15 protein-coding genes and 1 tRNA gene are annotated in these 19163 nt (G+C 37.7%); 8 read left to right on the forward strand and 8 right to left on the reverse strand.

Features of this window, described 5'->3' with window-relative positions; translation table 11 throughout:
* Positions 1-106: 106 nt before the first annotated feature.
* Together LCP48_RS20780 and LCP48_RS20785 are read right to left on the reverse strand one after the other, a co-directional pair.
* Positions 107-445 (reverse strand): hypothetical protein, encoded by a 339-nt coding sequence (locus LCP48_RS20780; RefSeq protein WP_004224334.1) that lies wholly within the window; start codon positions 443-445, stop codon positions 107-109.
* Positions 446-913: 468 nt separating this feature from the next.
* Positions 914-989: transfer RNA gene (locus tag LCP48_RS20785), tRNA-Asp, on the reverse strand.
* Positions 990-1132: 143 nt separating this feature from the next.
* Here LCP48_RS20785 and LCP48_RS20790 point away from each other — a divergent pair.
* The 5 genes from LCP48_RS20790 to LCP48_RS20815 all read left to right on the forward strand — a co-directional run bounded on the left by LCP48_RS20790 (position 1133) and on the right by LCP48_RS20815 (position 6656).
* On the forward strand, positions 1133-2224 hold the full coding sequence (locus LCP48_RS20790) for an aminopeptidase P family protein (protein WP_004224330.1): 1092 nt from the start codon (positions 1133-1135) through the stop codon (positions 2222-2224).
* A 115-nt stretch (positions 2225-2339) separates the two neighbouring features.
* On the forward strand, positions 2340-3263 hold the full coding sequence (gene opp3b, locus LCP48_RS20795) for an oligopeptide ABC transporter permease (RefSeq protein WP_004224327.1): 924 nt from the start codon (positions 2340-2342) through the stop codon (positions 3261-3263).
* Between the two features lie 3 nt (positions 3264-3266).
* The gene (opp3C, locus tag LCP48_RS20800) at positions 3267-4295 is read left to right on the forward strand and encodes an oligopeptide ABC transporter permease (protein WP_004224325.1); all 1029 of its coding nucleotides are present in this window, start codon (positions 3267-3269) and stop codon (positions 4293-4295) included.
* A 13-nt stretch (positions 4296-4308) separates the two neighbouring features.
* The gene (locus LCP48_RS23445; RefSeq protein ID WP_009374128.1) at positions 4309-6297 is read left to right on the forward strand and encodes an ABC transporter ATP-binding protein; all 1989 of its coding nucleotides are present in this window, start codon (positions 4309-4311) and stop codon (positions 6295-6297) included.
* On the forward strand, positions 6294-6656 hold the full coding sequence (locus tag LCP48_RS20815) for a DUF3899 domain-containing protein (RefSeq protein ID WP_009374130.1): 363 nt from the start codon (positions 6294-6296) through the stop codon (positions 6654-6656). Before LCP48_RS23445 ends, LCP48_RS20815 begins: the two co-directional genes overlap by 4 nt.
* Positions 6657-7168: 512 nt before the next feature.
* On the opposite strand, the gene LCP48_RS20820 is transcribed toward LCP48_RS20815, so the two are convergent.
* On the reverse strand, positions 7169-8851 hold the full coding sequence (locus tag LCP48_RS20820) for a peptide ABC transporter substrate-binding protein (protein ID WP_004224317.1): 1683 nt from the start codon (positions 8849-8851) through the stop codon (positions 7169-7171).
* Positions 8852-8989: 138 nt separating this feature from the next.
* Between LCP48_RS20820 and LCP48_RS20825 the strand changes: the two genes are divergently transcribed.
* Positions 8990-10054: a M24 family metallopeptidase gene (locus tag LCP48_RS20825; protein WP_004224314.1), complete on the forward strand. Its 1065-nt coding sequence runs from the start codon at positions 8990-8992 to the stop codon at positions 10052-10054.
* 246 nt (positions 10055-10300) lie between these two features.
* Complete coding sequence (rpoN, locus tag LCP48_RS20830; RefSeq protein ID WP_225340495.1) at positions 10301-11587, forward strand: RNA polymerase factor sigma-54; 1287 nt, start codon at positions 10301-10303, stop codon at positions 11585-11587.
* A gap of 67 nt (positions 11588-11654) precedes the next feature.
* On the opposite strand, the gene LCP48_RS20835 is transcribed toward rpoN, so the two are convergent.
* Genes LCP48_RS20835 through LCP48_RS20855 form a run of 5 tightly spaced genes read right to left on the reverse strand, consistent with a single transcriptional unit; the run spans position 11655 to position 17168 of the window.
* Positions 11655-13139: an aldehyde dehydrogenase family protein gene (locus tag LCP48_RS20835; protein ID WP_216486221.1), complete on the reverse strand. Its 1485-nt coding sequence runs from the start codon at positions 13137-13139 to the stop codon at positions 11655-11657.
* A 17-nt stretch (positions 13140-13156) separates the two neighbouring features.
* Positions 13157-14059 (reverse strand): 4-hydroxy-tetrahydrodipicolinate synthase, encoded by a 903-nt coding sequence (dapA, locus tag LCP48_RS20840; RefSeq protein ID WP_202342876.1) that lies wholly within the window; start codon positions 14057-14059, stop codon positions 13157-13159.
* A gap of 26 nt (positions 14060-14085) precedes the next feature.
* On the reverse strand, positions 14086-14958 hold the full coding sequence (locus LCP48_RS20845; RefSeq protein ID WP_225340496.1) for a proline racemase family protein: 873 nt from the start codon (positions 14956-14958) through the stop codon (positions 14086-14088).
* A gap of 12 nt (positions 14959-14970) precedes the next feature.
* A complete protein-coding gene (locus LCP48_RS20850; protein WP_004224302.1) occupies positions 14971-15990 on the reverse strand; it encodes a proline racemase family protein in 1020 nt (339 codons plus the stop codon).
* Complete coding sequence (locus tag LCP48_RS20855; protein ID WP_004224299.1) at positions 15987-17168, reverse strand: NAD(P)/FAD-dependent oxidoreductase; 1182 nt, start codon at positions 17166-17168, stop codon at positions 15987-15989. The genes LCP48_RS20850 and LCP48_RS20855 overlap by 4 nt, the downstream gene beginning before the upstream one ends.
* 175 nt (positions 17169-17343) lie before the next feature.
* On the opposite strand from LCP48_RS20855, the gene LCP48_RS20860 reads away from it, so the two are divergent.
* On the forward strand, positions 17344-19035 hold the full coding sequence (locus LCP48_RS20860) for a sigma-54 interaction domain-containing protein (RefSeq protein ID WP_192807123.1): 1692 nt from the start codon (positions 17344-17346) through the stop codon (positions 19033-19035).
* Positions 19036-19163: the final 128 nt, after the last annotated feature.

Genomic DNA, 19163 nt, shown 5'->3' on the forward strand with positions numbered 1-19163 from the left:
CCAATATCATTATATCCTACTTAGATTATCTTCGTTAAAAAGCCTAATTTAGGAAGCTCATTTAAATAAAAAAACACGCCTTCTTTTACAAAGACGTGACAACTATTTATCTGTTTGAATGACCTTTCACTGCTATGATTTCTTTGCCAATTAGTTTATCATCCTTAAATTTCACTATATAGGCCTGTGTCATCAAAATTTCATCATTCCAACGATATTCATTATTTTTGATTTTTTTACCTGCGCCGCCTGCTGCTTCTACTACCTCAATATATGACATATCATTTTTTAATTTCTCAAATTCTACTTCGCTCATATTTTTTTGCCAGTGATACGCATTTGATTCTTCAATCTCCATAATAGGATCTCCACAGCCTACCATCATTATCATGGAACCAATAAGCAAAGGTAAATAAATACTTTTAAAAGAATAATCTTTGCTCATCTAAACACCTCCGTAGCCAATCCGATTACTTCTACATTTTTACCCCTAATCTTTATATTAGAAACACCTCTAATTTTACCTTATAGAAACGCTATCATTTATCGGTAATTTTTACTATTTTTAGATAATGTTAAATATATGAAATCCATTATGTTTAAGGCAATATTATCGATCATTTCACAGCGATTTAAGCCGTTTTTTAGACAGCATTGATATGTTTTAGGGAAATAGATGTTGTTTATTGAATAATAAAGGGAAGTTGGTCTCAAATACTTCACAGAATGTTATGCTTTAAGCCTCTGTGTTTCTACTAGGCAGTGATGATCCTTTCGACGTTATTCATTTGTCATGTAATTTCTAATTAATTTTACTGATAAGCTCCTGAAAGATGAATTGGATCCATACGCCAATCACATACAAAAAAGTCCTTATGATATAAAATCATAAGGACTGGAATATCAATTTAAATGGCGGTCCCGACCGGGATCGAACCGGCGATCTCCTGCGTGACAGGCAGGCATGTTAACCGCTACACCACGGGACCTCTTTAAGACATTTATAAATGTATCATAAGAAATACTACAATGCAATACTTTTTTAATAGAATTTGAACAATTCTACAATAATATTTTATTTTTTTGTTTATATGCTATTATTACCTACAAAATATATATCAGGAGGTAATATATGTCTACTATTTACGAAACTCGTAGAGCAATTTTCAAATCAAAGCTTGAGGAGGATATAGCTTTCATTACATCGCCAGCTAATATTTTTTATTACACTGGTTTTTTATCTAATCCTCATGAGCGCTTTATGGCACTTATTTTCAATAGCAAAACAAATGAAGAAATATTATATGTTCCTGCCTTAGATTTAGAAGCAGCAGTACAAGTTACTGATATTCAACACATTGTACCAATAAGTGATGAGCAAATGCCATTTGAGGTTGTCAAAAGCACCATAGGAAACCTTGGTCAAACAGCTGGTGTGGAAGCAAAGGCACTTAATCTTTCACGCTATTTGGAGCTTACAAGTACCTTAGATGTACAAGTCAAAGATATTCAACAACTAGTCAATAGGCAACGCTTGCATAAAACGCGAGATGAACTCAATCAACTGAAAGTGGCCATTGATATTATTGAACAGGTGATGACAGAGGGCATCAAAAAAATTCATATTGGCATGACCGAATTAGACCTTGTTGCCGAGCTAGAATATTTAATGCGTAAATTTGGAGCGGATGGCCAGTCCTTTGCCTCGATTATTTTGTCTGGTGGAAATGCTGCCTTGCCGCATGGTCAACCTAGTATGCGAAAAATCGAGCATGGAGATTTTGTGCTGATTGACATGGGTGTGATTAAAGATGGCTACTGCTCTGATATTACAAGAACATTTGTCATTGGCGAAGCGACAGAAAAACAACGAGAAATATATGAGACCGTACTAGCTTCGACACTAGCTGGTATTAAAGCAGCAAAAGCTAACATTCCATTAAAACAAGTAGATTTGGCTGCAAGAGCAGTTATTGAAAAGAAGGGTTATGGCGACTATTTCAACAACCGCGTTGGTCACGGACTTGGCATTGAAGTTCATGAAGAACCTTCTGTCCATGCAGGAAACAATGATTTAATTACAACTGGTATGGTATTTACAATTGAACCAGGTATTTATATACCCCATTACGGAGGCGTTCGTATCGAGGACAATGTTTATATCAATGAACTTGGCAAAGCAGAAGTGTTGACTACTTTTCCACGCGAATTACAAATTTTATAACCTGCCTAGCACAAAGGAAGTAAATTCGAATTTTTCGAGTTTACTCTTTTTTTGGCACTAATCTTGCAAATAAAATAATAGATTCAACAAACTAAATTAGTAGGAGGTCATTTCCATGATTCGCTACATTTTCACCCGAATCGGCTTCATGATGATTACGTTATTTATCATCATCTTGCTTTCATTTTTACTTATGAAAGCTCTACCTGGTTCTCCATTCAACGATGAACGGTTACCTGAAGCACAAAAAGAATTACTGTACAAAAAATACGGTCTAGATAAACCAGTACCTGTACAGTTTGGGATTTACCTGTCGAATCTTGTTCAAGGGGATTTAGGTGTTTCTTTTGTTTTTGATAATCGCCCGGTTACGAAAATTATTCAAGAACGCATTGGCGCATCGGCTATTCTCGGATTCCAAGCCGTTTTTGTCGGTACTATTATCGGCTTACTGTTAGGTATCGTAGCAGCATTAAAACATAACACCATGATCGATTACGGTGCAACCGTCTTAGCAGTACTCGGTATTTCTATTCCTTCATTTGTATTTGCAGGCTTTTTACAATATTGGGTTGGTGTTAAACTCGGCTGGCTGCCAATTGCTTTTTGGAATGGTTTTGAATACTCGATTTTACCAACCATCGCTTTAGCAGTTGGCGTTGTGGCAACTATTGCCCGCTTTACCCGCATTGAAATGTTAGAAGTACTCAACCAAGAATATATTTTAACCGCTCAATCAAAAGGATTATCGAATGCTTATATTATTACAAAACACGGGATTCGCAATGCGCTCATTCCAATCATTACAATTATCGGACCGTTAACTGTGAATACGATTACTGGTTCACTTGTTATTGAGAAAATTTTCAGTATCCCTGGTTTAGGGGAGCAATTTGTTAATTCGATTATTACAAATGATTATCAACTAATTATGGGCACAACGATTTTTTACGCTTTTTTATTTGTCAGTGTCATTTTAATTATTGATATTTTATACGGGTTCATTGATCCTCGTATTCGTGTAGCGGGAGGCGAATAATTTATGACAACCAAAATCACTGAAGGCACAAAGCATTATCCAGCCGATTTATTTGAACCTGCCTCTCAAGCAGATAACGTCTCTGATATTGTGCATCGACCTGAACAATCATTTTGGCAAGATGCATGGCGTGGTTTACGTAAAAATAAAGCAGCTATTGTCGGCTTATGTATTATTATTTTCGTTATTTTATTAGCTGTTTTCGGCCCATTTATGAATAGCCATGGCTACGATGAACAAAACATTGCGCGCACCAATTTACCACCAAAAGTTCCCGTTCTGGAACATTTGCCTTTCTTAGGTTTGAATGGTGTCGATGGGCGTGGCGTGGACCAATACGAAAAAAAGGGTATAACCGAATATTTTTGGTTCGGTACAGATGAATTAGGACGAGATTTATGGACACGAATTTGGCAAGGCACGCGTATTTCACTTTATATCGCCTTTCTCGCAGCCACGATTGATTTAATTATCGGTGTTGCTTATGGTGCTATCTCAGCCTTTTATGGGGGACGTACTGATAATGTCATGCAACGTATTATTGAAGTATTAGTTGGTATTCCAGGGTTAATAGTCAATATTCTTCTTATTCTGATTTTGAAGCCCGGCATCATTTCTATTACTCTCGCAATGGTTATCGTTGGCTGGATTAGTATGGCCCGTATCGTTCGCGCACAAATATTAAAGCTCAAATCATATGAATATGTACTGGCCTCCCGAACACTCGGAGCGAGTAACCAACGATTAATTTGGAAGCATTTAATTCCTAATACACTTGGCCCAATTATTGTCGCTACTACTTTTACTATACCTGGCGCGATTTTCACAGAAGCCTTACTTAGTTTTATCGGACTAGGGCTACAACCACCTACCGCTTCCTTAGGAACAATTGTGAATGACTCATATAAACTATTGCGCATTTACCCACATGGCATGATTGTTTCTTCTATTATTATTAGCTTAATTATGATTAGCTTCAATTTACTTGGAGATGGACTGCGCGATGCATTCGATCCAAAAGTACGTAAATAAGGAGGTGTTCACAATGAAAACCATTTTAGAAGTCAAGAATCTTAGCGTTTCCTTCAACACGTATAGTGGCGAAGTACAGGCTGTACGCAATGTTTCGTTTGACTTATATGAAGGCGAAACATTAGCAATCGTTGGCGAATCAGGGTCAGGGAAGTCCGTTACTTCGAAAAGCCTATTACGCTTAAATCCTCGTGAAACAACAATGATTAAAAATGGCCAAATCTTATATCATAACAAAAACATTTTAGATTACAGTGAACAGCAAATGCGTGGGCTTCGCGGGGCTGAAATCTCAATGATTTTCCAAGATCCTATGACTGCATTAAACCCTACGATGACGATTGGCAGTCAAATTGCAGAAAGCATTAAAAAACATACGTCTTTACGTGGTAAGCAAATAATAGAGCGGGTCATTGAATTATTACAACTCGTTGGCATTAAAGAAGCAGATAAACGCTATAAGCAATACCCACATCAATTTTCAGGTGGCATGCGTCAACGAATTGTCATTGCAATGGCACTTGCTTGTGAGCCGCGCATTATTATTGCAGATGAACCGACTACAGCATTGGATGTTTCGATTCAAGCCCAAATATTAGAATTGCTTAAAAACATCCAAAAAAAGATGAATCTCTCGATAATATTTATTACCCATGATTTAGGGGTTGTCGCAAAAATGGCTGACCGTGTTGCCGTGATGTATGCAGGTAAAATTATAGAAATTGGCTTAGTCGATGAAATTTTTTACCACTGTCAACATCCTTATACACAAGGGCTACTCGCTGCGATGCCGAATCCAGATATCGATGCGGAATCATTATATGCCATTCCAGGGACACCGCCTAACCTATTGCAGCCACCTGTGGGAGATGCCTTTGCGGCTCGCAATAAGCAGGCACTTAAAATTGACTTTCTAGAAGAACCACCTATGTTTAAAGTAAGCGATACGCATTATGCTGCAACTTGGCTATTGCACAAGCAGGCACCTACAATGATACCTGTTCATCAACAGCTAGCGCAGGAAAAGCAAAAAGAACGTGAGGAGACACCTCTATTTGATACAAACCATCCGTTTTTATCCTTAAAGGAAGTGAAGCAATATTTTAAATTAGGGAAAAATACAATTAACAAAGCGATAGATGGTATTACTTTTGATATTTATAAAGGGGAAATTTTCGGTTTAGTTGGCGAATCCGGCTGCGGCAAATCTACTACGGGACGCTCTATTATCGGACTCAATACGATAACAGATGGCACCATCCAAATTGATGGACAATCCATTTATGATGCACAGACAAAACAAGAGAAGCTTGCCATTCATCGCAAAGTACAAATGATTTTCCAAGACCCCTATTCTTCTCTGAATCCACGGATGAAAATAGCAGACATTATTGCGGAAGGTCTTGCAATTCATGGCGTACCGAAAAGTGAATGGAAAACAAACATTTATGAGCTTTTAGACGTTGTAGGCTTAACCAAGGAATATGCGAATCGTTATCCACATGAACTAAGTGGTGGACAACGTCAGCGCATTGGTATTGCACGTGCGCTTGCTGTAGAGCCGGAATTAATTATTGCCGATGAACCAATTTCTGCATTGGACGTGTCGATTCAAGCGCAAATCGTTAATTTGCTAAAAAAGCTCCAGAAGGAACGAGGGTTAACGTATTTATTTATTGCACACGATTTGTCGATGGTAAAATATATAAGCAATCGTATCGGGGTCATGCATCGAGGTAAAATTGTTGAGTTAGCGGAAAGTCAGGAACTTTATGACCACCCTATCCATCCTTATACAAAATCATTATTATCGGCTATTCCTCTGCCTGATCCTAAACTAGAGCATGAACGACAAAGGATTATTTTTGATGAAACCAAATACAACGCCAATGATCGAGCAAATGAAAAGTTTATAGAAGTCCGTCCAGGTCATTTTGTCATGCTTACGGAGGATGAATTAATGCAATATCACCAAACAAATGCTAAAGGTATATTGCAATGAAGTTATCTAAGGTGATGCTGGTGACTGTTTGCATTTTTTTATGTTCCTTGTGTTATTCGTTATTATCAAGCCACACTGTCGCACTACTAACAATGATTAACTACACGTTTATGTTATCGCTTGCTTGTACAATTGTTGGAGGCTCATTATTTGTTGTGCAAGGTGGTTTTTTCAATGGTATTGGTTATAGCTTTAAACGTTTTTTTGCTCGCGTTTCAAAAAATGGAGCGTACGCTTATGAATTAGATGGTAATCTGGAATTTATCCAAGCACCTACATATTCCTTTACTTATCCTCTTCTACTAGCTGGAACGCTCGGTTGTCTTATCACAACGATTTTATCTGTTGTGTTGTATTGAAAAACCAAAATGATTTCCCATTATACGGAAAAGCATGAGACTGTAGAGATAAAGGATAGATCTTCACTACAACAAGTCCTACCACTACTTTCGTGGTGGGGCTTACCTCGTCATATTCATTATTTGCGCTTTAGGATGCTGTGTAGAAATCTCCATAATGGACATTCATGTGATAGAAAAAGTGTTAGATTGACTGCCATCAATCTAACACTTTTTTTGCTGCGCCGTTGTTGTCCGCTTCGGCGGTGCTTTCCGCAGGCATACACGTAAGCCGCAACCCTCGCTTACGCGCAGGTTTGTTGCGTCTTACGCTGTGTGCGTTCCCGCAGGAGTCACCGCCTCCGCTACCAACAACTAGTTTTTTCTTCTAATTTATTATTCATGGCAAAAGAAAGATCAGTTCATATTTTATGCATGTTCCTTAGTGAAAATTTATCAATACCAATGTACGCTATTTAAGATTTTAAGCTTATGTCCCAGCCACTTTCCCTTTTATCCCTAATTCGTTTTTTTTACTTATCGATTTCAACCCATTTGTAGCTAATATCCGCTGAGAATGGATGTTCATATAAATTTTTCACATAAGGCTTCTTTAAACGACTTACACCTTTTTGGAATGTTGGAGCAAATGCCACATCTTCCATCATCAGCTTTTCAGCTTGTTGCATTAATTGCCAACGCTCCTTAATATCAGCAGTCGTTTTTGCTTGCTTAATTAACGCGTCCACTTCTGCATTTTTATAATGGGATTGGTTATAGTAAGCAGTTGATTCAAATAAATCAATATATGTCATCGGATCTTGAAAGTCCGGACCCCAGCCACCATAGTCTAAATCGTAGTCAACTGCGCCTTCTAATGCTAGTTTTTGTTTATTCGGCTGCATATTAATCGTTAGCTCTAAGCCAGCAAGATTGGTTTCTAATTGGTTTTTAATAAATTCAGCTGCTTTTTTTGATTCTGCTCGGTCATATGTTAAAAATTCTAGAGTTACTTTATCAACTCCTAGTTCTTGTAAACCAGTAGCCCACGCTTTTTTCGCCGCTTCAATATCTGTTTTATTCATATCACCATTCGCTTCGCGGAAATCAACGCCATTCTCATCCGTTGATAACCCTTGAGGGACTAAGTAGTAAGCAGGAATAGAACCGTCCTGTAAAATGACATCCGCAAATCCTTGTTTATCCCAAGCCATATCAATCGCTTTACGAATGTTTTTATTCCCTAAAAACTTGTTTTCATGATTCATACGAATAAAATACGTATTTGGTTTTAAAAATGTTGAATATTCTGGGCTATCTTTGTATTGCGCTACATACTCACTTGATAACTCAGTCGTATCAATTTCCCCTGCCTCATATAAGTTAACTGCTGTAGCAGTGTCTTTTACAATTTTTTGCGTAATTTTCGTTAGCTTAACAGCATCTTTGTCCCAATAGTTTTCATTTTTTGCAAAAGTCCATCCTTGTCCGTGCTGCCAAGACTCCATAATAAATGGACCATTATAAATCATGTTTGCTGCTTCTAACGCATATTGATCACCTTGCGCCTCTGTAAATTCTTCATTTAACGGGAAAAATGGCGCGTAAGTTGTTAAGCTTAAAAAATATGGAATTGGTGCATTTAGTTGCACTTCAAGCGTAAAATCATTTAGCGCTTTTATGCCGATTTTATCTACCTTGCCAAACAGTGGATCTCCTTCTGTTTGCACATTTGCAGCATTTTTAATATCGAGCATTAAATAAGAATAAATTGCTTGTGTTTCAGGATTAATTGCTCTTTTCCAAGCGTAGACAAAGTCATGCGCCGTAACCGGAGTGCCATTGCTCCACAGTGCGTCTTCACGTAACTTGAACGTATACACCGTACCATCTTCTGATACTTCATATGACGCTGCCATACCTGGCACAGGCGTATTCTCTGGTCCAATGCGATATAACCCCTCAAATACTGAATTCATCGCCGTTACAGCGAGTGCATCTACACTTCCTAAAGAACTCATCGTCGTTAAATCTCCGCCTGCAACTAAATGAAGTTCTTGTGTAACAGCAGACTCTCCCCCATCAGTAGCTTCTTTGTCCGTGCTATTTCCCCCAGTTGAGCTACCGGCTGAATTGTCTTCTTTACCATAGCAGCCCACTAATACAACGAGCATAAGACCTAACAATACAACGAGCCATTTCGTCTTTTTAGCCATACTCAAAACCCCTTTGATTTTATTGCACGATGGATACCGTACTGATTAACTAATATGCAATAATCATGCCGATACTTTTCTAGACTTATAAAACTGGCATAGAATTTGCAATATATTCTAGAAAGGGGGAATTACAACATGTCACAATTACAAAAAGTACGAGGAGCATTACAAAAACAACAAACAGAGGCACTTATCATCACAAACGATCAAAACCGTCGTTATTTAACTGGATTTACAGGGAGTGCTGGTACAGTAGTGATTACACCAACAAAGTCAATGTTACTTGTGGATTTTCGTTATACCGAACAGGCAACGAAACAAAGCCGTGCTTTTGAGGTACGTCAAATAGAGCGCGCACATTTATATGAAACGATTCAAGAGATTTTCGATGCCGAATCTATCCAAACAGTTGGATTTGAACAACAGCATGTGAGTTACTATACGTATCAATTAATGGCTAGTAAACTAACAGCTACATTAAAACCGCTATCAAATATTGTGGAAGATTTGCGAATGATTAAAACACCTAAGGAAATAGAACTAATAAAAAAAGCAGCGTGGATTTCAGACGAAGCGTTCCAACATATTTTAACATTTATTAAACCTGGTGTTTCAGAGATTGACATTGCCAATGAATTAGAAGCGCATATGCGTAAAAATGGTGCTACTGGGGCTGCATTCGATATGATTATCGCTTCTGGTAAGCGCTCCGCCCTACCACATGGTGTTGCAACTGACAAAATCGTAGAACAAGGCGATATGCTAACACTCGACTTTGGTGCTTATTATCAAGGTTATCGTTCAGATATGACGCGAACAATCGCTGTAGGTGAGCCACCAGAAAAATTAAAAGAAATCTATCAAATCGTATACGACTCATTGCAGCATGCGCTCATGCATATGAAAGCTGGTATAACAGGGAAAGAAGCAGATAGTTATAGCCGCGACTTTATTACAAGCAAAGGTTATGGGGAACATTATGGACACGGTTCTGGGCATGGGATTGGCTTAGATATTCACGAAAATATTTTTATGTCTACTGTTTGCGAAGATCTGCTAGAAGAGAATATGGTACTTACAGTGGAACCTGGTATTTATATAGCCGATTTAGGTGGTGTCCGAATAGAAGATGATGTCATTATCACAAAAGATGGCATTGAAATCATTACGCACTCACCAAAGGAGCTTATTATTTTATAAGCGCTTCATACTGTGAGAAGAATATTTCTATATTTTATACACTTAGTGTCGGCATGTTTAGATTTTAGACACATTCGTCGCATCTTTTGCTAACAGTAATTTTTAAGTAATTACATGTACATTACATTAGATATGTCAAAGTTTCTAGTCACCGGCTGATAAGAAATACTACCGACACGCTATTTTAATTATGAACATCATTTTCTAACGTTTTCTGGTAATTAAATAGAGAATCGAGGTTTTATTATGCATCTATCAATGAAACAAACACAAGATTTGAATTTAGTGATGACCGTGCAACTTCGCCAAGCCATTGAATTGCTACAGTATTCTACTCAAGAACTAGAGCAGTTTATCCGTGAACAAGAATTGATGAATCCATTAATAGCATTGATTGAGCCAACAGTCCCAGAACGTATGCCTACTTCAAAAGCTATAACTGGTCAAACAAACATGGTAGATACTTTATCTACATATGAACAAAATATTCGCGATGAGTTATTTGAACAAGTGAAGTTAACATTCTCTATAGACACAGATATAAAATTACTTAAACATATTATTTATCATTTAGATGACAACGGTTACTATGAACCACCTATTGTGCCTATTTATAAGGAGCATGAAATTCATAAAGGTATTCACTTATTACAAACAATTGGACCTCTTGGTGTTGGGGCACGCAGTTTACAAGAGTGTTTACTGTTACAAACAATTTATCGTCATGATGGTCCAAAACATACTGATGAAGTGATTGCCAATCATTTAGAAGCATTTGCAAATAAAAAATGGCAACAAATCGCGAATGAGTTACATATCTCGCTTTGCGATATGCAAGCCATTTATCAATTTATTCTAACTTTACAGCCAAAACTAAGTTCACTGTTCCATCAAGAAGCCATTCAACACAATACGCCGGACATTATTGTACAAGTTAAGGATAATGTTATTACATTTTCTTTAAATGACTTTTATTTGCCTAAACTTAAACTTCACCCTGACTACGTTCCATATATTACGAGCAATTCTTCTGACAAGGGTTATTTTAAAAAGCATTTATCAGATTATCAATGGCTCGTTAACAGTATTGAACAACGGCGCCTTACCATTATCAAAATTATGACGGCTCTTATTGACAAGCAAAAAGCCTTTTTTACACATGGCTTTGCTGCTTTACAGCCTCTCACATTGCGTGAAGTTGCTGAGCAAATTGGTGTACATGAATCAACCGTTAGTCGTGTTACAACAAATAAATATGTTCAAACACCATATGGTACGTATGAGCTTCGGGATTTATTTACTTCAAAATTACAAACAACTACAGGAGACAGCGTGTCCCAAGTAAAGGTGAAATCACTGCTGACTGACTATATTAAGAACGAAAATAAAAATAAACCGTTGTCAGATCAAAAAATTGCTAACTATTTCAAAACGAGTCATGGTATCGAAATTTCACGTCGTACGATTACAAAATATCGTGAGGAGATGAATATCCCATCATCTTCACGACGCAAGGAAATTCAATTTAGTTAAGCATTTGAAAGGAGCTATCGCATTGTCGATAGCTCCTTTCCTGTCTATTTTAAGGGGGGTTACACATTCAATTTTGTTTCATATTAACAAAGACGCTTTTTATTTCTGTATAGTTGGACAGGCCGTATTCGCCACCCATTTCGCGACCTATACCTGATTGCTTATAGCCACCAAACGGCATTGTTTCCCATTCTAAACCAAAATCATTGATCCATACGGTTCCTGCTTGTAGTTTACTAGAGATATAGTGAGCTTTTTTTACATTTTCCGTCCAGATACTTGCAGCTAATCCATACTTACTATCATTTGCACGTGCAATGACTTCTTCTATTGTTTCAAACGAAAAGATGGACATGACTGGCCCAAAAATTTCTTCTCGGGCAATTGTCATATGATCTTGTACATCTGCAAATACAGTAGGTTGCACAAAGTAACCTTTGTTAAATGCACGCCTACCACCTGCTACAAGCCGTGCACCTTCTGCTTTTCCTTTTTCGATAAAACCAAGTACTGTATTCAATTGTTTTTGCGACACGAGTGGACCCATTTCTGTCTGTGGATCTAATCCAGGTCCTAGTTTTACTTCTTGTGCTTTCTCAGCAAGCTTTTCCACGAATTGATTGTACAAACTACTGTGCACAAATACACGAGTACAAGCGCTACAGTTTTGACCATGATTATACATTGTTCCTGCAAATGTACCTTCGATTGCAGTTTCAATATCTGCATCTGCCAACACAATTGCTGGCGATTTACCCCCGAGTTCTAACGTCACACTTTTCACATCATCTGCTGCTTTTTTCATAACATGAATACCTGTTTTTGTTGAGCCAGTAAATGCAACCTTTGCGACACCTTCATGTGTGACAATGGCCTCTCCTGCCTCTCCTGTTCCAGGAACAATGTTCACAACACCATCCGGCAAACCGGCTTGTTTCATTAATTTCCCTACATATAATAATGACAACGGTGTTTCCGCTGCTGGTTTAATCACAACGGTACAACCAACTGCTAATGCAGCGCCTAATTTCCATGCAGCCATGGCAAGCGGGAAATTCCACGGAATAATTTGTCCAACAACACCTACCGGCTCATGAACCGTATAGTTTAAATAATTTTTAGATACTTGTACTGTTTGCCCTGTTATTTTTGTTGCCCAACCTGCATAATAACGGAAATGTTGCACAGTACCATCTACATCATCAGCTAATGCTGTTTCGTAAGGCTTCCCATTATCTAATGATTCTAACTGTGCTAATTCCTCACGGTGTTCCTCTAATAAATCCGCAAATTTATAAATAATACGTGAACGTTCAGCTGCCTCCATGAAAGACCACTCACCGTCAAATGCTTTTTGTGCTGCTAACACTGCGACGTTGATATCTTCAGCTTGTGCCTCACTTACAGTTGCAATGACTTCTTCATTCGCTGGATTTAAAACGTCAAAGCTTTTACCTGATTGAGATGCCACGTATTCACCGTTAATGTATAACCCAATCGGTGATTGTAAAAATTCTAGTACTTTTGGTTTCAGCGTTAATAAAGCCTCCATATTTGACACCCCTTTTGTTAATGAAGTTCAGTAACCAACACATCTAAGTCAGCCAAAATAGCTTTTAATTGCGCATCTTCTTCTGCCGTCAGTGGCAAACGTGGTAAACGGCATGGTCCACCTGCCCAACCTTTTAGTTCCATTGCACGTTTAGCAATTTGTACATATTTACCTGAGCCTTCTAAAAACGCACATAATGGTAAAAGTCGATCGTAAATGGACCACGCCTTTTCTAGATTACCCTCTTGTACATTGTTGTATAGTTCAGTTACAAGTTCAGGCACGATGTTCCCTGATACAGAAATCCAACCAACCGCACCGACAAGGAATGATTCAATTGCTAAATCTTCTGATCCACAAAATACTTTAATATCGTCTTGTCCTTGGCGTACAATATCACGTGCTTTGCCGATACTACCACTCGATTCTTTGATATGTGTGATGTTTGGTACTTCTCTGCCTACTTTTAATATCGTGTCCAAACCAATATCCACACCTGATGTGAACGGATTGTTATAAATCATAATTGGAAAGCTAACCGATTCTGCTACTGTTTTAAAGTGTAAATATATTTCCTCGTCTTTCGGATGTGCATAATAGGAGTTAATAAGTAATGCAGCGTCTGCTCCAGCCTGTTCAGCTTGTTGTGTATAGGCAACAGCATCCGCTGTAGTCTCTGCAGCTGTCCCTACGATTAACGTAATACGACCTTTAATTTGATCGACTGCTACTTCTACCGCTTTCATACGTTCTTCTTTTGACAAACTTACAAATTCCCCTGTACTACCGTTAATTGCAATGCCTGTTACACCTGCTTCAATAAAATGTTCAATATTTTGACGGAAACCATCCCAATCTATGTCTGTTTGATTTAACATCGGCGTTACTAATACTGGAAATACACCTTCTAATTTTTTCATCATTCTTTCCTCCTCCGTTTTAGTTATTACACAATGATGAATCCTTGTTGTAATGGATCTTCGATATCTACTACAAATTGATGGATTCCTGTGATATATCCTTTTAATGCAATTTCGTAGCCAACTTCATATTTTCGTGTCAACTCGATACTGCTGCCGAAAATACTATTATTTATTTGAACTGCTTGATCGCCTAATATAGCAGTTAAAGCTAATGTACTATCAACACTTGGCGAACGTAAAATATAGCCATCTCGTTCAAATGTTACTGAACGTACCATACTGTCTAATTTTTCATACACAATTACACCATCAGCATCATGATATTTGGCACTTTCAGTTATTCCCCAAGTGCTAATATAAGCTAATTCATCTAGCACGAGTGCCTTTATATGATGCGGTTTTTCCATCACAATATAGTGTCGTTCATCGTCCACTACAACTCGCTCACCGGCTATCCTTGCTGGCTTCACTGTCAAATGAACTGACAGTACTTCGTCTTTTGATTCCGAAAGTTTTACATATACTTGGTGGATACCTTTTACCGTTTCAATCGAATAGATGTTGTCGTCTGATAATTCAATTGTGCCGCATTCTAGTAATGCCGTTGTCGTTGCTACAAGTGCCTCATACTTAAAATCTGTCGATGCCCCATGTTGGAAAAATAATAACCGAAATGAAGCAACGGCAGATGGCAATATTACGCAGCCATGCATACCACGATGTCCTCGTGGCTCATTTAATAAAAGGTTTTTCGTATTTTCAAATTGTGTATTTAATGCAGTAGCCGCTTCTGCTATTTGTTCTTGATAAATGGCAATAGGTGATTGCACCACTATACGAAAGGCTTCCCCCACTACTTGTGTATCAATTGTTTGAAAAGATTTGTTATAGTTCATCTATATCCTCCTTTAGTGATCCATCGGTGGAATCATTAAATAGCCTTCTTTTAATGGATCTTGCTCATTGTAAAAGAATTTATGCATGCCCATTACCCATGCAGACCCTGTTACTTCAGGGATAACGGCCACCCCATCACCTACTGTTACTTCCTCTAGTACACGTGCTGTAAATAATGTTCCTACGATACTTTCATAAACAAATGGTTCATTGACTGCCAGCTCATTTTTCGTATAAAGCGTAGCAATTTTAGCTGACGTTCCTGTACCACATGGTGACCGGTCTATCCCACCTGGTGGTACAACGACTGTATTTTTTAAATGTGCTAATTCATTGGTAGCATCCGTATAAAACTCCATATGTGTGAGTCCCTCAATAAATGAAAACTCAGGATGGACAATCTTTTCTTTGGCATTGACAGCATTTCGGAGACGAATACCTGTATTAATGATTGCTGTCGCATTTTCTACTGATAAATCAAGACCTATTTTACGAGCATCGACAATACCATAAAAATTGCCCCCATAGGCTATTTCACATTCAACTGTCCCTAGCTCTGGATCCTCAATATCCACTTTTTTTAATAGAAATGAAGGTACATTTTTAAATGTCACTTCTTTCGCAATTCCTTCTTCTACTTTAATTTGTACATCGATTAAACCTGCTGGCGTGTCTAATGTAATATTTGTATACGGTGTTTGAATGTCTATTAATTTTGCTTCGACAAGTGCTGTACATACACCAATCGTATCGTGTCCACACATTGGTAAGTAGCCACCCGTTTCGATATAAATAACACCAAGATCAGCATCTGGATGGCAAGGGTCAGTAATAATCGCACCTGACATAACACTATGGCCGCGGGGTTCGTTCATCAAAAACTTGCGTATCCAGTCGTAATGTTTTTGCATATATAACATTTTGTCTGACATCGTTTCCCCTTTTAGTTTCGGCATACCACTAATAAGTGACCTTGTTGGATTGCCCCCTGTATGGGTATCAATTGTGGTAAATAGCTTTTGGAATTTCATGTGTGAAGTACTCCCTTCTGAAATCGATTCATATTAACTGGCTCCGTCGGAATACACGTATTTTTATGTTGCAGCAATTCTTGCACGAGTTTTCCTGTAACGGCAGCTAAGCTTATACCGTCCCCTTCATGACCTGCCGCTATATAGAAGCCAGGTACTTGCTCTACTTCACAAATAATTGGTAAATGATCCTCCGTCCATGGTCTTAACCCACAATATGTACGAATAATCGACATATCGGCGATTTTCGGATAAAAGCGCATAGCACGCCTTGCAATCATTTTGACAACATCATGATTGACTTTTGTATCAAACCCAACAAATTGACGACTACTCCCGATTAAAAAATTTTGTGCTTCGGTTGGTTCAAAAACTAATGCCACACCGTATTTTTCAATATCCGCATCCACCATCCGCTCTCCACCAAATTTAGAAATTAAATAGCCAAATTCCATCACTTTGCGAAGACCTACTGGCTCTTGACGAGACGCCACAATAAGGTGTCCTTTACGCGGCTGTATTGGAATATCGATGCCTAACATCTGGCCAATGCTTGGAGCCCAAATACCACAAGCATTAATTACTTTGTTAGCCGTCATCGTCTCCACATTTGTATCGATTAAAAATGTGCCATCTGACTGCTTCTTAATCATTCTGACTTCGGTATGTTTTCTTATGTTTGCGCCTAATTTTTCTGCTGAATGGAACATGGAAAACGTCAGCATATACGGATTCACTGTTGAGTCGGTTTTACACTCAAGCCCACCATATAAATCGTCTGCAAAAAACTTTGATTCATTTCTTAAATCTGCGCGGTCTAACATTTTAAAATCTAAACCCGCTTGTTTTTGCCGTGTCACCCATTGCTGTGCAGCTTCCATTTCTACTTCACTTTCACAAACAAGAATACTTCCTGGGTTACGATATTCAAATTTAATTTCCAAGTCTTTATCTAAGTCATGTACTAATTGTTGGCTTACTAATGACATTTGGCTATCAAAGCCCGGGTCCTTATCAATGGCTAAAATATTGCCATCACAACGAGAAGATGTACCACTCGCTAATTCATTTTTTTCGAGTACCGTTATTTCAAGTCCCGCCTTTGCACAATAATAAGCAATTGCCGCTCCAATAATGCCTCCGCCAATAATAACGATATCATGATGAGATGTCCCCAAGGTTCTCCCCCCTTTTTTAACTAGCACTTAACATTGTGCAAAAACTATGCCAATCTAAACATCTGAAATTTGTTTGATTAAGAAGCCACTATATGTCAAAATAAATTTTAATATTCTAAAAAATTTGACACACGGTTACGAAGGGGGACTTACATTGCATCCATACCATTTAATTATGAATAAAATGCTAAAACGAAATTTCGCTTTTATCCCTATAGAAGAAGTCATTACTAAAATGAATAATGATAAAATACAGTATTTTGTTATTGAAAATGACAAACCTTATGCCGTTAAAAGAGGCAAACGAAAAAGTGATATTAACTATATCGCCTGTCAAATTATTCGTATGGATTGTCCGCTCAAAACAGCGCTTGATTATTTAGAGGAATATGAGTATTTACTTGTGCGTGACGAAGAAAAAAAATATATAGGTTATTTATGGAAAGAATCCTTAATGCATGATCTTGCCTATGAATTAGAGTGTACTAACGCTTACTTAAACACTATTTTAGAAACCATTAATGAATCATGTACTGTCATTGATGGTAATCAAAACGTCATTTATTGGACAAAAGGTGCCGAAAGTATTTTTTCTGTATCTGGCAATCATATTATTGGACAACCTATCACGAATTTCTTTAAAGAAGACCAACTTGAAATATTACATACATTACAGCATGGGAAATCCGTTTATCAGCAACAACATTTTCCTCGTGAAGATCTTGTCGTGATGATTAATTCAAACCCTGTTATGTTAAATGATAAAACGATTGGCGCAGTGGTGGCAGAGACAGATATTACGCATGTAAAAAAATTAAACGAGGAGCTCCATATTACATCGGAAAAATTACTGAATTTAGAGAAACAGATGAATACGAATGGCTTAGCGTATGATCCTTTTACATTAATCCGTGGCAATAGCCCACAGCTTAAAAATGTGCTTGAAAAAGTAAAAAAAGTCGCTGAAACAGAAGCCAATATTTTAATATATGGTGAAAGTGGGGTCGGCAAAGAGCTTTTCGCTCGAGCCGTCCATGCCATTCGAGAAAAACCTGAAGCGCCCTTTGTAGCAATCAACTGTGGGGCCATTCCAAGCGGCTTATTTGAAAGTGAGATTTTCGGTTATGAAAAAGGGGCCTTTTCTGGTGCCCATCAAAAAGGAAAAAAGGGGAAGGTTGAGTTAGCACGTGGCGGCACCTTGTTTCTAGATGAAATTGGGGAAATGCCTTTAGACATGCAAGTGAAAATTTTGCGATTGCTACAAGAAAAAACATTTTATGCTGTCGGTGGCACAAAAGAAATGGATGTTGATTTTAATTTAGTTGCTGCTACGAATAGGGACTTAAAACAATTAGTAGCAGAAGGAAAATTTAGAGAAGATTTATATTATCGTTTAAATGTTGTAAATTTCACTGTTCCCCCATTACGAGAGCGTGCATCAGATATTTTAGAAATTAGTAACTATTTTTTATATGAAAAATCGATTAAATACAACCGCCCTATTCAAGGAATTCCTCCTGAGATTGTCAATATTCTATTACACTATCAGTGGCCAGGAAATGTACGTGAACTTAGTAATGTTATAGAACGGCTCGTTGTTTTTTCAAATGAGGGAGCCATTCATGTAGAAGATTTACCAGCCGATATTTTGGCAGCTGTTCCTAAAGCAGAACTACTAGAGGTACCAAAAGACTTGCCCCAAAGCAATGGCACCCAATTAAGTGAACAGCTTGAACATTATGAGCGAGAAATTATTTTGCAACAACTGACTTCTGTGAATGGCAATAAAAAGATGTGTGCAAAAAAATTAGGCATTACACGCGCCACTTTATACAACCGATTAAAAAGGCTAAATATAGATGTCTAATTTTTTTAAACTGTCCATTTTTTATACACGTATTGTTTGATACTTTATACATTCGTTGGATGCTGATTAAAATAATAAAAGAAATTATCTGGCATAGTTTTTGCAGTAACTATATATGTAAATAAAAA

It is taken from the genome of Lysinibacillus capsici (assembly GCF_020217405.1).
Classification (GTDB): Bacteria; Bacillota; Bacilli; order Bacillales_A; family Planococcaceae; genus Lysinibacillus; species Lysinibacillus capsici.